The organism is Sandarakinorhabdus limnophila DSM 17366, from assembly GCF_000420765.1.
GTDB lineage: Bacteria > Pseudomonadota > Alphaproteobacteria > Sphingomonadales > Sphingomonadaceae > Sandarakinorhabdus > Sandarakinorhabdus limnophila.
This window is the reverse complement of record NZ_ATVO01000004.1, coordinates 329,852-343,620: the sequence shown is the minus strand read 5'-3', so window position 1 is coordinate 343,620 and position 13,769 is coordinate 329,852. Positions and strand designations below refer to the sequence as shown.

The following is a 13,769-nucleotide window of genomic DNA, read 5'->3' as shown; positions in this document are numbered from 1 at the left end:
AGCGCGCTATTCGGCTTTCAATGGCCGCGCCAGCAAAGCGCTGATGGTTTCGCGCACCGACGCGCCGGCCAGCAGGGCGGCGACAGCCTCGGAAATCGGCATCTCGATACCGGCGGCGCGGGCAGCTTCCACCAGTACGGGCGCGGTAGCAGCGCCCTCGGCGACCGCCGGGCCGGCGAGCAGGTCGGCGAGTGAGCGGCCCTGGCCGAGGCCGACACCCAGGCGAAAGTTGCGGCTGCTTTCCGATGAGCAGGTGAGGACGAGATCGCCCAGACTGGACAGGCCGGCAAGCGTTTCGGCGCGGGCACCGCGCGCCACGCCGAATCGCGTCATTTCGGCAAAGCCGCGTGCGATCAGCGCGGCGCGGGCATTGAGGCCGAGGCCGGCACCGTCCACCACCCCGCAGGCGATGGCGAGCACGTTCTTCACCGCGCCGCCGATCTCGGCCCCCACGACGTCGTCGGACTGGTAGAGCCGGAAGGTCGGGCGGGCCATCGCGGCCACCAAACGCTCGCCCAGCGCACTGTCAGCGCACGCCAGCGTGATGGCGCAGGGCAGGCCATTGGCGACTTCTGCGGCGAAACTGGGGCCGGAGAGGACGGCGATGGGGTTGGGCACAAGGCTTTGGGCCACCTCCACCATGAGTTCGTGGCTACCGGCTTCAATGCCCTTGGCGCACAACACCAGAGGCGTGGTGGCGGGGATCGCAGCCTGGCTGAGGACGGCGCGGAGATGCTGGGCAGGCACAACGACGAGGATGATCGCGCAGGCCGCAATGTCGGCCAGATTGGTCGTGGCGGTGATGCCGGCGGGCAGCGGAATGCCGGGCAGGAAGACCGAGTTTTCGCGGGTGGTGTTGATGGCGCTGATCACCTCTGCCTCGCGCGCCCACAATGTCACCGGGCCATTGCCGGCCAAAGTGCTGGCCAGCGCCGTGCCCCAGGCGCCAGCGCCGATCACGCCGAACCGAATCACGCCTTCACCCCGGCGCCCCGAACGGCCTCAGCGGCGGGATCGAGCGGCCAGCGCGGGCGGGCAGGCGCGTGGAGATCGTCCACATCGCCGATGGCCAGTCGCTCCAGCCCGGCCCAGGCGATCATCGCGCCATTGTCTGTGCACAGCCACATCTGCGGGGCGACAAAGGGCAGGCCGTGGGTGGCGGCAAGGCCGGTCAGGGTGGCGCGAATGGCCTGATTGGCCGCCACCCCGCCGGCGACCACCAAGGCAGTGGCTTCCGGGAACGCCGCGATGGCGCGCGCCGTGCGGTCGGTCAGGCAATCGCAGGCGGCCTGCTGGAAGCTGGCGGCGAGATCGGCGATATCCTGTGCCGTCGGCTCGGCAAGGGTGGCGCGGGCGCGCAGTACGGCGGATTTCAGGCCGGCAAAGGAGAAATGCGGTTCGTCACTGCCCACCAAGGGGCGCGGCAGCGGGAATCGCGCCGGATTGCCAGTGTGTGCAGCCCGTTCCAGCGCCGGGCCACCGGGAAAGCCCAGGCCCAGCACCTTGGCGGACTTGTCGAAGGCTTCGCCCACCGCATCGTCGATGGTGGTGGCGAGCCGGCGATAACGGCCGACGCCTTCCACGCCGAGCAACTGGCAATGCCCGCCGGAGACCAGCAGCAGCAGATAAGGAAATTGCAGGCTCGCATCGGCTAGGCGGGGTGACAGCGCGTGGCCTTCGAGGTGATTGACGGCGATCAGCGGTTTGTTGGCGGCAAAGGCCAATGCCTTGGCCGTCACCAGGCCGACCATCACGCCGCCGATCAGGCCCGGCCCGGCGGTGCCGGCGATGGCGTCCACATCAGTCAGCGCGATGCCGGCTTCGGTCAGTACGGTCTCCACCATCGGCGCCAGCCGGTCGGCATGGGCGCGGGCGGCGAGTTCGGGCACCACGCCGCCAAAGCGTTCGTGGGCTTCGTTCTGGCTGGCGATGCGCTGGGACAGAATGGTGCGATCACCGCGCACCAGGGCGACCGCGGTTTCATCGCAGCTGGATTCGATACCGAGAACCAGTGGGCCAGTCATGGCGCACAGCTAGGGCCAGTCTTGCCAATCCGCAACCGTCGCGCCATGGCAGGCGCATGAGCTTCAAGATTGGCACCCGCGGTTCTCCCCTTGCGCTGGCCCAGGCGCACATGACGGCTGACGCCCTGAAAGCCGCGCATGGCTGGGGCGATGCAGACGTGGAGATCATCATCATCCACACCACTGGGGACAAGGTGCAGGATCGCGCGCTGGCCGAGATCGGCGGCAAGGCGTTGTGGACCAAGGAGCTGGATGCCGCCCTCATGGATGGCCGAATCGATATCGGCGTGCATTCGATGAAGGACGTCGAAACCCTGCTGAAAGACGGTATCTGCCTCGCTGCCATGCTGCCGCGCGCCGATGTGCGCGAACGGCTGATCGGCGCCGCCAGCATCGCGGCGCTGCCGCAGGGTGCACGCATCGGCACCTCAAGCCCGCGCCGGGCGGCGCAGTTGAAGGCGAAGCGGCCGGATCTGGTCACCGAAATCCTGCGCGGCAATGTTGCGCGCCGGCTGGCCCAGGTTGAAGCGGGCGTTATCGATGCCACACTGCTGGCCGCCGCCGGCCTTGATCGGTTGGGGCAGGATGTGGGCGCGCTGATCGAGATTGACGAAATGCTGCCCGCCAGCGCGCAGGGAGCCGTGGGCATCACGGTGCGCGACGGCGACGAGGCGACGCTGGCGCGGCTGGAACCGATCAATCACCTGCCCACCTTTCAGTGCGTCACCATCGAGCGCGCGTTCCTCGCGGCGCTGGGCGGCACCTGCCATTCGCCGGTGGCGGCGTTGGCTCGGCTGGAAGGCGAAGGCGTCACTTTCCGCGGCCAGATCCTCGCCGAGGATGGCAGCGAAGTTCAGGAAGGCGGCTTCAACGCCGCTCTGCATGAAGCCCATGAGCGGGTGGCGGCGTTGGCCGCTGAGTTGCTCGGCCGCTCCAGCCCTGCCGTGCGCGGGCTGTTCACGGCCTGATGCGCATCCTGGTCGTTCGCCCGCAGCCGGGTGCGGACGCGACCGCCGCCCGGCTGAGGGCAATGGGGCATGATCCGGTGGCCCACCCACTGCTGGCAACCCGGCCACTGCCGTGGGCTTTGCCGGCCGAATCGCCAGATGCCGTGATCCTTTCAAGCGCGGCGGCCGTGCGTCACGCCGGACCGCTGGCCGGTTCGCTCAAGCACCTGCCCGCGCACGCGGTTGGGGAAGCAACCGCCGCTGCAGCGCGTGCCGCCGGCTGGAGCGCTGTGAAGGCTGGGCCGGGCGCAATGCAGGCGCTTCTCGATGGCTTGGCGAGCGGGCAATTTTTGCACCTCGCCGGCGCCGATCTGACAGCGGTAACGGTGCCGCCTGCGCTCCGCCTCATCCGCGTCACCGTTTACGAAACGCCGCTGCTGCCGCTGCCGGGCCTGCCCGATGTTGACGCGGTGCTGCTGCATTCGCCGCGTACGGCCGCGCAGTTCGCAGGAGAATGGGACCGGCTGGGCGGCCGGCGCGCTGCTGTGCAGCTGTTTGCCATCAGTGGGGCAACGCTGGCCGCCGCTGGCAGCGGTTGGGCCAGCGCCTTGGCTGCTGCCGAGCCCACCGAATCGGCGCTGCTGGCGATGCTGCCCAAAGCCTAGTAGGAAGGCGCCATGAACGATCCTTTCGACCGCAGTGACATCGGAGAATCGAGCCTTGCCGCCACCGAGCGGCTGCGCGCCCGGCTGATGACGCAGGGGCCGGCCGGCTCGCAGCAAACGTCGCGGCGCGGCGGGTTCGCCTGGGCGATCGCGGCGGCGCTGTTCGCCTTTGCTGCCGGGTCGATCGCCAATCCCTGGTTCGAACAGACGGTGCGCGGCCGGCTGCCGTTCGTCGCGGCGGCAAGCAGTGGCGAGGCTGACGCGCTGGAAAAGCGGCTGGCGGCGCTGGAGCGTGCCCGACCGAGTGCGCCGGCGGTGGCATCGGAGCGGTTGGCTCGTACCGAAGCCAAGGTGGAAAGCAGCACCGATCAGATCCAGCGTGACGCCGAGCGCATCGACGAATTGAACCGCCTGCTTGCCCAGCTTTCGGCGCGGGTGGCGGCGGAGGAAGCCCGCGATGCCAGCGTGGTTGCCACCGCGCAGGGTGCCGCCGATCGGGCCGAATCGATGCTCACCGTGCTGCTGCTGCGCCGCGCGGTGGAGGATGGCCGCCCGCTCGATGCGCTGCTGCCCGCCACGCGCCGGCTGTTTGGTGAGCAATATGCCGACGAAGTGGCGGCGCTTGAGGCGCTGTCCGCCGCGCCGGTGACGCGGGCTCAGCTGGCGCGGCAACTGACTGGGCTTTCGGATGCCGGGCCGGGCTCCACGCGGCCCGATTGGTGGCAGGCCTTCATGCGGCGGGTGGAGACCACTTTTTCCGCCAGCGAAGGCGCTGGCCCGGTGGTGCAAGCGCAGGGCCTGATGGCGCGCGGCAACCTGGCGGCCGCGGCGGCCGCACTGCGCCGGTCGGCGGCTCTGCGCGGCAACGCCACGGTGCGCGGTTGGTTGGCGGCGGCGGATCGCCTGCTGGCCGGCGAAGCGGCGCTGGTGGCACTGGAAGCCGCTGCCGCTACGCCGCTGCCGGCACCGGCGACTGTTCCCGCGCCGACGCGTTGAGCGACACAGCCTCCCCGCGCGCGACGAGGGCCTGGGCTCTGGCCCAGGCGGTGCGCGATCCCTACGTGATCCTGATCACCATCTATATCTTCATGCCCTGGTTCGTGCGCGCCGTGGTGGGCGATCCGGTGCAGGGCCAGGCGCTGGTGGCGCAGGGCGGCAAATGGGGCGGCTGGGCGGTGATGCTATCCATGCCATTGCTGGGTGCCACGATCGACCGGTTGGGGCCACGCAAGCCGCTGCTGGCGCCGGTCGTGCTGGCGATGGTGGTGATCACCACCAGCCTGTGGTGGGTGATGCCGGCCGGTCATGCAGGGCTGGGTGTGATGTGGGTGATCGGGGCCGGCGCCGTGATGACCTGGCTGTTTTCGGCGCACGAGATGCTGCACAATGCGCTGCTGGTGCCGGCGGCCGGCCATTCCGGCGTGGCGCAGGCCAGCGGGCTCGGTTTGGCCGGCGGCAACGCCATGAGCGTGGGACTGCTGCTGTTCGTGCTGCTGGCCTTTGCGCTGCCGGGATCGGTGGATTGGCCGTTCGTGCCGGCCACGCCGCTGCTGGGCCTTGATCCGGCGTTGGGCGAACCGGCGCGCATCACGGGGCCAATCGTGGGGGCGCTGATGCTGGTGGGCAGCATTCCGTTGTTTCGATCCGTGCCCGACATGCCGCGCACAAGTGCCCGGCCAGGCGCAGCGCTTGTGGGCGGTGCCAATGATCTGTGGCGGCTGGTGCGCGATGTGCGCGGCAATGCCAATCCCCTGCTCTATCTGCTGGCGCGGATGATTTTCACCGATGGCCTCACCGCGATCCTGCTGTTTGGCGGCATCTATGCGGCCGGCACCATGGGCTGGGGCACGTTGCCGATGCTGGGCTATGGCATCGTGCTGAGTTGTGCGGCGGTGGCGGGCGGGCTGCTGGCGCCGCGGCTGGATGGATGGCTGGGGCCGCGCCTGGCCCTCATGCTGGAACTGCTGTTGCTGATTGTCTTGCAATCGCTGGTGTTGGGCATGGGGCAGGATCGCATCCTGTTCCAGCCGGCTGCGGCCACGCCGATGTGGGACGCGCCGATGTTCACCACCCTGCCGGAACTGGTGTTCTTGGGCCTGGGTTGCGGTCTCGCCATCACGGTCACGGCGGCCTATGCCTCGTCACGCACCTTGCTCACCCGGCTGGTGCCGCCAGACCGGCTGGGGGCCTTCTTCGGTCTTTATGCCTTGTCGGGTACGGCCACCATGTGGCTGGGGCCGCTGCTTGTGGAACAGGCAACGCGGATTGGCGGCAGCCAGGCAGCGGGTTTCGTGCCGGTCATCGGCCTGCTGGCGGTGGGGTTGGTGCTGCTGCTGTTTGTGCGCGGCGGCGGGAAGCTTTAGCCCTCGATTTTCTCGCGGGCATAGGTGCCCCACATCTGGCCGCGAAGGATGTAACCGGATTTGCCATCCTTGCTCACCCGGCACCAGATATCCTCGCAAAGGGTGATATTCACCACCGCGCCCGGTGCGATCCGCCAGGCGATGCGGCTCTTCATGTCGGGCGCGACGTAAAGAAGGCGGGACTGATCCCGCACCATGCCGGTGCGCTGCCCGGTGAGCAGCGCCTTGTTCATCCAGCCGATGGTGCCATCGGGATCGCGCACCTGCCGCCAGATTTCATATTCCTTCAATATCTCCATCGGCAGGCCGGGGCGCTTGTACTCCCACAGGATTGGGAAACGCTCGCCAGGGCCGGAACGCATCATGGCGCTGCCGCCCTTGATCGAGACAAAGCGCGGTTTTGGCAGGTCGGTGGTGCCATCGGCGAATTCGGCGGCGTTCGCGGCGGTTGCGGCGCACGCAATCAACAGGATCAGGGCGGTCTTCATGGGCCTTCCTCTTGACCGTTTGGCCGTTGCCGCGCAAGCCTTGCCACATCGCAGCGAACCTGAATTCGGACCCGTTCATGCCCAACAAGCCCCGCCCCAAGGTCATCGTCACCCGCCGCCTGCCGCAGGCCGTGGAAACCCGCATGGCCGAATTGTTCGATGTCGAACTCAATCTCACTGATACACCGTTCACGCAGGAACAGCTCTGCACGGCGGCGCGCAATTGTGATGTGCTGGTGCCCACCGTGACCGATCATGTTGATGCTGCGGTGTTTGCGGCGGCGGCCGAGGGTGGCCGGCTGAAGCTGTGCGCCAATTTCGGCGTGGGCGTTGACCATATCGATCTGCACGCCGCCCATGCTGCCAAGGTGACGGTGACCAACACGCCCGGCGTGCTCACCGAGGATACCGCCGATATGGTGATGGCGCTGATCCTGGCCGTGCCGCGCCGGCTGGGGGCCGGTGAAAAGCTGGTGCGCGCCGGCGAATGGGCGGGCTGGTCGCCCACCGGCATGCTGGGCCACCGCATTACCGGCAAGCGACTGGGTATCATCGGTATGGGCCGCATCGGCAGTGCCGTCGCCCGTCGTGCCCGCGCCTTCGGCTTGACCGTGCACTACCACAACCGCCACCGCCTGCCGGCCAGCGTGGAGGCCGAGATGGAAGCGACGTGGTGGGCCGATCTGGATGCCATGCTGGCGCGGGTGGACATCATCACCATAAACTGCCCGCACACGCCCGACACGCACCACCTGATCGATGCCCGCCGCTTCGGCCTGATGCAGAAGAGCGCTTATCTGATCAACGCGGCACGCGGCGAGATCGTGGACGAGAATGCCCTGTGCGAGGCGCTGGCCGCCGGTCAGATCGCCGGTGCCGGCCTCGACGTGTTCGAACATGAACCGGCCATCGATGCACGCTTGCTGGCGATGACCAATGTGGTGCTGCTGCCCCACATGGGCAGCGCCACCTTCGAAGGGCGACAGGCGATGGGCGAAAAAGTGATCGCCAACATTCGCGTTTGGGTCGATGGGCATCGGCCGCCGGATATTGTTTTGGAGGGGTGGGCCTGACGCTTTTTCCCTCCCGCAAGCGGGAGGGAAGGCAATCGCTCCTGCCGCGCTAGGCTGCGCGCAACCAAGGGAGCCACCACCATGAAAGCCATCCGCCTCCGCCACCCCGCCGGCATCGACAATCTGCGCCATGAAGACATGCCCGATCCCGGCGCGCCCGGCCCCGGCCAGATCAAGGTGCGGCTGCGGGCAAGCAGCCTCAACTACCATGATTATATCGTCGTTGTTGGCGGCATCCCCACACCGGACGGCCGCATTCCGATGAGCGACGGCGCCGGCGAAGTGCTGGCGGTGGGCGAAGGTGTTACCGAATTCCGCACTGGCGACATGGTGGTTTCCACCTTCTTCCCGACCTGGCTCGACGGCAAGCCCAACATGGCGGGCTTTGCCGGCGTGCCGGGCGATGGCGCCGATGGCTATGCGGTGGAGGAGGTCGTTGCGCCGGCCGCCAGCTTCACCCACGCGCCGTTCGGTTATTCCCATGCCGAATCCGCCACCCTCACCTGCGCCGGCCTTACCGTCTGGCGGGCACTGGTGCCGGAAGGCAATCTGAAGGCTGGCGACGTCGTGCTGGTGCAGGGCACCGGCGGCGTTTCCATCTTTGCGCTGCAATTTGCCAAGGCAATGGGCGCCACCGTGATCGCCACCAGTTCCAGCGACGAAAAACTCGCCCGACTGGCCGCGATGGGCGCCGATCACCTGATCAACTACAAATCCACCCCCGGCTGGGGCGCGGAAGCCATGAAGCTGACGCAAGGGCGCGGCGTGGACCATATCGTGGAGATCGGCGGGGCGGGCACCATGCCCGAATCGATCACCGCCTGCGCCGTGGGCGGCCATATCAGCCTGATCGGCGTGCTCGCCGGCTTTGCCGGGCCGATCCCCACCGTGCAGTTGATGGCGAAACAGATCCGCCTGATTGGCATCACCGTGGGCACGCGCCGCCAACAGCAGGACATGATCCGCGCCATCAACCAGAACGGCATCCGCCCGGTGATCGATTCGCACTTCCCGCTGGCCGAACTGGGTGGGGCCTTCCGGCACCAGGAATCGGGCAAGCATTTCGGGAAGATCTGCGTCGATATTTGAAGGCAGAAGGGGCCTCCGGCGTGCAGGGGCTGAGCCCCTGCACCCGCTTTCGTTTTTGGTCGGTGCCGATGCTTGGAAGATAGCGCCGCAGGCAACTATTTCATGGCTGCTGGGCCAATTTGCGCATGTTGAACGGGAGCCGCCCGAAAACCGACGGGTGCAGGGCCTCAGGCCCTACCCGCCGGAGGCATCATTCTTTCTTGAACCTCACGCCCCGGTGAGAATCCGGTCCACCAGTTGCTTCACCGTCGGGATGAAGCCGTTCGAATAATAAGGGTCGCTGGCGAAGCGGTAAGCGCTGTGGCCGGCAAAGGCCAGATTCTGTTCCGGATCGCCGCCATGGGCGATATCCTGGAGTGTTTTCTGGATGCAGAAGCTGCGCGGATCGGCGAGACGCCCGGTGCTGTTGCTATCCGTATCCTTCCACGCCGAAAAGCCGCAGTGCGACAGGCAACCCATGCAATCGGCCTGATCCTTGCGGATGGTAGCGCGTTCGGCTGGGGTCACGAACACCAGTGTGTTGTCCGGGGTTTTCAGCGCTTCGCTAAAGCCCGCGCCATGCCATTCGCGCGCGTGCAGCAGATCGCCGCCGGTCACGAAAAAGCGTTTGCTGCCGACGCCGACATCAAGCGCAAACTGGTGATCGCCGGTGGCCGTAGTGGAAAAGGCGATTTGCCGCTCGCTGCGCGCTTCCAGCGCACGAAGGTAAGGATTGCGGATGGCCGACGAATAGAATCCGGTCGGCGAAAATTTGTGCAGCAGGATATCGCCTTCGTTCAGATGCAGCAGGCGCTCTTTCCACGCCTGCGGAATCGGGCTTTCCTGCGTCAACAGCGGCCGCGTGCCGAACTGGAACACCACCTGGCCCAATTCGGGATTGTCGAACCAGTTGGCCCATTCGTCCAGCCGCCACACGCCGCCGGCCATCACGATCGGCACCGATTCGGACACGCCGAGTTCCCGCATGGTGGCGCGCAGCTCGGCAACGCGCGGGTAGGGATCCTGGGGTGCGAGCGGGTCTTCGGCGTTGGACAGGCCGTTGTGGCCACCGGCCAGCCACGGGTCTTCATACACCACCGCGCCCAGCCACTCGGCCGCCTTGGAATAGGCGCGCTTCCACAGCGCGCGGAGCGCCCGGGCCGAGCTAATGATCGGGTAATAATGCACGCCATACTGCGCGGCGATTTCGGAGAGTTTGTAGGGCATGCCGGCCCCGCAGGTCACGCCGTTCACCATGCCGCGCGTGCCTTCCAACACGCCATGCAGGATGCGCTGGGCACCGCCCATTTCCCACAACACATTGATGTTGATGGCGCCGATGCCGCGCTGCAATTCCGGGGCGGCGATCTCATAGGCGCGCTGCACCTGGGCGATCCCGCCATCGATGCCGTACTGCACCAGTTCTTCATGACGATCGCGGCGGGTGGCGGCGCGGTAGATTTGCGGGATGATGTTGCCATCGGCGTCATAGCTGTCGGCGTTGACCGCGCTCACCGTGCCAACGCCGCCGGCCAGTGCCCAGGCGCCCGACGAGGCGTGGTTGGTGGCCGAAACACCCTTGCCGCCTTCCACCAGCGGCCACACCTCGCGGCCACCCATCACCAGCGATTTCACACCCGAAAGCATCTTTTTCCGTTCTGTCACGGCCGGGCCCATCCACCGGCCACCGCTCTCTTGCGGCAAAGATGTGGCAGTGTGCAAGCCGTGCTGTTGTCTCATGTGGTCATAGGCAGCCTGGTTCTGGCATAGCGGAAGGCCGGCCCGTCGAGATCAACCCGCGGGATCTCATCCTTTTCGCGCCAATAATCCTGGGTGTGGCGCCATTCCGGGCCGGGCGCGGTTTTCGGCAGCAAGTGCTGGCCGCGGGCGAGATAACCGGGGTTGAAGTCCTCCGGATCCACCCAAAGGCCGCGTGGGCTGCCGACAAGATCGGGCGGCAGCACCACCTCGACCCTGTCGGCGCCTTTATCGTCCATGTGCTGCAACAGCCGGCAGGTGAATTCCGAAATCATGTCGGAACGTAGCGTCCAACTCGCCCGGAAATAGCCGAACACCCAGACCAAGTTGGGCACGCCGGTGAACATCATGCCGCGCCAGGTCACGGTATCGCCCATGTCCAGCGGCTTGCCGTCGATTGAAAAGGAAATGTCACCGAACACACACAGGTTGAAGCCGGTGGCGAGCACGATCATGTCGGCTGGGACGGTGGTGCCATCCTGCATCTCCACGCCATCGGGCGTGAAGCGCGCGATCGTGCCGGTGACGACATTGGCCTTGCCATCGCGCACGCCGGCGAACAGATCACCATCGGGCACGAACGCCAGCCGTTGCCGCCATGGCCGGTAGCTGGGTGTGAAGTGCTTCATGTCAAAGCCTTCGGGCAGCAGCGCCTGCACCCCAGCCAGCAGTTCGGTCGTGACGGCTTCAGGGGCTTCACGACACTGGCGCACGATCTGATCCTGATCGAACAGAATCTTGCGCCGGACCACATCGTGCACGACGGCTGGATCCAGACCCAGCGGCCGCAACATCTCGGCGGTTTCATTCACGTTCTGACCCGGCATGAAATAGGTCGGACCGCGCTGAATCATGGTGATGTGTTCGGCCTTTGCCGCCATCGCCGGAACCACGGTGGCCGCCGTTGCGCCCGATCCGATCAGCACGACGCGTTTGCCGCTGTAATCGGTGGCTTCATCCCACTCCTCGGTGTGGAGGATCAGGCCCTTGAAATCGGCCATGCCCGGATACTCCGGCCAATAGCCCTGGTGATGCCGGTAATAGCCTTGCGCCATCCACAGGAACGGTGCGCGAAACGCACGGTGCGTGCCATCGGCCATTGCGGCGGTGACGGTCCAGCGCGCGGCCCTGCTGTCCCAATCGGCCGTTTCGATGCTGTGGTTGTAGCGGATGTGGCGATCGAGATCATTCTCCTCGATCATTTCGCCCAGATAGGCCTGTATTTCGGCAGCCGTGGCGATCGGCGGCCCCACCCACGGTTTGAACCCGAAGCCGAAGGTGTAGAGATCGGAATCGGAACGGATGCCGGGGAATTTGTGGGTGAGCCAGGTGCCGCCGTAACTGGCCTCCCGTTCCAGTACCAGGAAGCGCTTATGTGGCAGGCGTTGCTGCAGGTGCCAGGCTGCGGAGAGCCCGGAAATGCCGGCACCAATCACCAGCACATCAACATCGGTGATCGCGCCTGAGCCTGCGCTTTCAGGGGTCGGGCGGGCCGGGGTATGAGCGTCCATCATCTATCCTCCCAAATCTGGGTCGCAGTTTCGGGCCGGCGGCATCCAGGTGCCTTGATCTGGATCAATGGCCACGCCTGCCCTTTTCCACAGGCGCGCAATCGGGCATGGCCGCCACCATGAGCGACGCAATCAGCGATTCTGGGGTTTCCGATCCGACCACCATCCGCCGGCTTTACGGCCGCCGGCAGGGCCACGCCTTGCGCCAGGGCCAGGCCGAATTGTTTGCCGATCTGTTGCCGCGCCTCGCGGTGCCAACCGAAGGGCCGATTACCGCACCGGGCCTGTTTGGCGATGATCGCCCGCTGTGGCTGGAAATCGGCTTTGGCAAGGGCGAGCATATGGCCGGGCAGGCGGCGATGCGCCCCGATGTTGGCCTGATCGGTGCGGAACCGTTCGTGGATGGCGTGGTCGGCGCGTTGATGGCGGTGCGCGATGGTGGTCTCACCAACGTGCGCATCCACCATGGCGATGCGCTTGATGTGCTGGAACGGCTGCCCGAAGCCAGCGTGGACCGCGTGTTCCTGCTCCACCCTGATCCCTGGCCCAAGGCCCGCCACGCCAAGCGCCGTTTCATGAACCCCGGGCCGATTGATCGCATCGCCCGCGTGCTCAAGCCGGGCGGTGAATTCCGCTTTGGCACCGATCACCCGATCTATTGCCGTTGGGCGCTGATGCAGATGGCCAAGCGCAGCGATTTCCGCTGGTTGGGCGACACTGCGGCGGACTTCCTCACCCGCCCCGCCGATTGGCCGCAGACGCGCTATGAAGCCAAGGCGCGCCGGCTTGGCCACGAGGTGTGGTATTTCCGCTGGCAGCGCCAATGAGCTTGCATGTGACGTTGCGGCCATTGACCACGCCGCGTCATATCGCCTAGGCCAAGGCCCGTGAGCACCTATCTCGACTTTGAAAAGCCGATTGCCCAGATCGCCCAGCGCGCGACCGATTATCGCGCCGCCGGCGACGATGCCGGCGCTCGTCATGCCGAAGGCGCCGCCCGCCGCCTGCTGGCCGAAACCTATGCCAAGCTGTCGCCGTGGCAGAAGACGCTGGTTGCCCGCCACCCGGCGCGACCGCATTTTTCCGACATCGCCAAGGCACTGGTGGAGGATTTCACGCCGCTGGCTGGTGACCGCGCCTATGGCGAGGATCTCGCCATATTGGGCGGGTTGGGCAAGCTGCGCGGGCTGAACGTCCCGGTGATGCTGATCGGCCATGAAAAGGGCAACGACACCGCGTCCCGCGTTCGCCACAATTTCGGCATGGGTCGGCCCGAAGGCTATCGCAAGGCCGCGCGGCTGGTGGAGCTCGCTGCCCGCTTCAACGTGCCGGTGATCACGCTGGTTGACAGTGCCGGCGCCTATCCGGGCGTCGATGGTGAAGCCCGCGGCCAAGCCGAAGCCATTGCGCGTGCCACTGCCGCCTTCCTGGGTGCGCCGGTGCCGATCATTACCGCCATCACTGGCGAAGGCATGTCGGGCGGCGCCATCGGCATCGCGGCGGCGGATCGGGTGATCATGCTGGAACACGCGGTTTATGCGGTGATCTCGCCGGAAGGCTGCGCCTCCATCCTGTGGCGCAATGCCGACAAGCAAGCCAATCGCGCGGCAGACGCAGCCGAAGCGATGAAGGTGACGGCGGCCGACTGCAAGGCCCTCGGCGTGATCGATACCATCGTGTCCGAACCGCTCGGCGGCGCCCATCGTGATCCGGCGGCCGCCATCGCCTCGCTGTCGATGGCGATTGCCAGCGAATTGCAGCCATTGCTGGCGCTGTCTCCGGCCGCGCTGGTGAAGGCCCGCCGCGCCAAATATCTGGCGATGGGCCGCAATCTCTAGAACCACCTTCCGCCGCCTTCTGGCGCAATGACCC

The 13,769-nt window shown here is 66.6% G+C and carries 13 protein-coding genes; 8 read left to right on the top strand and 5 right to left on the bottom strand.

Going from position 1 to position 13,769, the window contains the following annotated elements:
- Positions 1–6: 6 nt before the first annotated feature.
- Both G566_RS0104840 and tsaD read right to left on the bottom strand, forming a co-directional pair.
- Positions 7–972 carry an NAD(P)H-dependent glycerol-3-phosphate dehydrogenase gene (locus tag G566_RS0104840; RefSeq protein ID WP_029131271.1) on the bottom strand — a complete coding sequence of 322 codons (966 nt, stop codon included), beginning with the start codon at positions 970–972 and terminating at the stop codon, positions 7–9.
- Complete coding sequence (tsaD, locus tag G566_RS0104835; RefSeq protein WP_022679547.1) at positions 972–2,024, bottom strand: tRNA (adenosine(37)-N6)-threonylcarbamoyltransferase complex transferase subunit TsaD; 1,053 nt, start codon at positions 2,022–2,024, stop codon at positions 972–974. The genes G566_RS0104840 and tsaD overlap by 1 nt, the downstream gene beginning before the upstream one ends.
- A 56-nt stretch (positions 2,025–2,080) precedes the next feature.
- On the opposite strand from tsaD, the gene hemC reads away from it, so the two are divergent.
- The 4 genes from hemC to G566_RS0104815 are packed head-to-tail and all read left to right on the top strand — an operon-like array spanning position 2,081 to position 5,999.
- Positions 2,081–2,992 (top strand): hydroxymethylbilane synthase, encoded by a 912-nt coding sequence (gene hemC / locus G566_RS0104830; RefSeq protein ID WP_022679546.1) that lies wholly within the window; start codon positions 2,081–2,083, stop codon positions 2,990–2,992.
- On the top strand, positions 2,992–3,636 hold the full coding sequence (locus G566_RS0104825) for a uroporphyrinogen-III synthase (protein ID WP_022679545.1): 645 nt from the start codon (positions 2,992–2,994) through the stop codon (positions 3,634–3,636). The genes hemC and G566_RS0104825 overlap by 1 nt, the downstream gene beginning before the upstream one ends.
- A 12-nt stretch (positions 3,637–3,648) precedes the next feature.
- Positions 3,649–4,632, top strand: a complete 984-nt coding sequence (locus G566_RS0104820; protein WP_022679544.1) for a hypothetical protein — start codon at positions 3,649–3,651, stop codon at positions 4,630–4,632.
- Positions 4,629–5,999, top strand: a complete 1,371-nt coding sequence (locus G566_RS0104815) for an MFS transporter (RefSeq protein ID WP_022679543.1) — start codon at positions 4,629–4,631, stop codon at positions 5,997–5,999. Before G566_RS0104820 ends, G566_RS0104815 begins: the two co-directional genes overlap by 4 nt.
- Here G566_RS0104815 and G566_RS0104810 read toward each other — a convergent pair.
- Positions 5,996–6,487, bottom strand: coding sequence for an SH3 domain-containing protein (locus tag G566_RS0104810; protein ID WP_022679542.1), 492 nt, complete (start codon positions 6,485–6,487; stop codon positions 5,996–5,998). The genes G566_RS0104815 and G566_RS0104810 overlap by 4 nt on opposite strands.
- A 77-nt stretch (positions 6,488–6,564) precedes the next feature.
- Between G566_RS0104810 and G566_RS0104805 the strand changes: the two genes are divergently transcribed.
- Both G566_RS0104805 and G566_RS0104800 read left to right on the top strand, forming a co-directional pair.
- A complete protein-coding gene (locus tag G566_RS0104805; RefSeq protein ID WP_022679541.1) occupies positions 6,565–7,560 on the top strand; it encodes a 2-hydroxyacid dehydrogenase in 996 nt (331 codons plus the stop codon).
- Between the two features lie 81 nt (positions 7,561–7,641).
- On the top strand, positions 7,642–8,649 hold the full coding sequence (locus G566_RS0104800; protein WP_022679540.1) for a zinc-dependent alcohol dehydrogenase family protein: 1,008 nt from the start codon (positions 7,642–7,644) through the stop codon (positions 8,647–8,649).
- 207 nt (positions 8,650–8,856) lie between these two features.
- Here G566_RS0104800 and G566_RS0104795 read toward each other — a convergent pair whose 3' ends face one another.
- The gene (locus G566_RS0104795) at positions 8,857–10,275 is read right to left on the bottom strand and encodes an NAD(P)H-dependent flavin oxidoreductase (RefSeq protein WP_029131268.1); all 1,419 of its coding nucleotides are present in this window, start codon (positions 10,273–10,275) and stop codon (positions 8,857–8,859) included.
- 89 nt (positions 10,276–10,364) lie between these two features.
- Entirely contained in the window at positions 10,365–11,900 is a 1,536-nt protein-coding gene (locus tag G566_RS0104790; protein ID WP_022679538.1) for a flavin-containing monooxygenase, read from the bottom strand.
- A 128-nt stretch (positions 11,901–12,028) separates the two neighbouring features.
- Between G566_RS0104790 and trmB the strand changes: the two genes are divergently transcribed.
- Both trmB and G566_RS0104780 read left to right on the top strand, forming a co-directional pair.
- Positions 12,029–12,724: a tRNA (guanosine(46)-N7)-methyltransferase TrmB gene (gene trmB, locus G566_RS0104785; protein WP_029131267.1), complete on the top strand. Its 696-nt coding sequence runs from the start codon at positions 12,029–12,031 to the stop codon at positions 12,722–12,724.
- A 60-nt stretch (positions 12,725–12,784) separates the two neighbouring features.
- Positions 12,785–13,735 (top strand): acetyl-CoA carboxylase carboxyltransferase subunit alpha, encoded by a 951-nt coding sequence (locus tag G566_RS0104780; protein ID WP_022679536.1) that lies wholly within the window; start codon positions 12,785–12,787, stop codon positions 13,733–13,735.
- Positions 13,736–13,769: the final 34 nt, after the last annotated feature.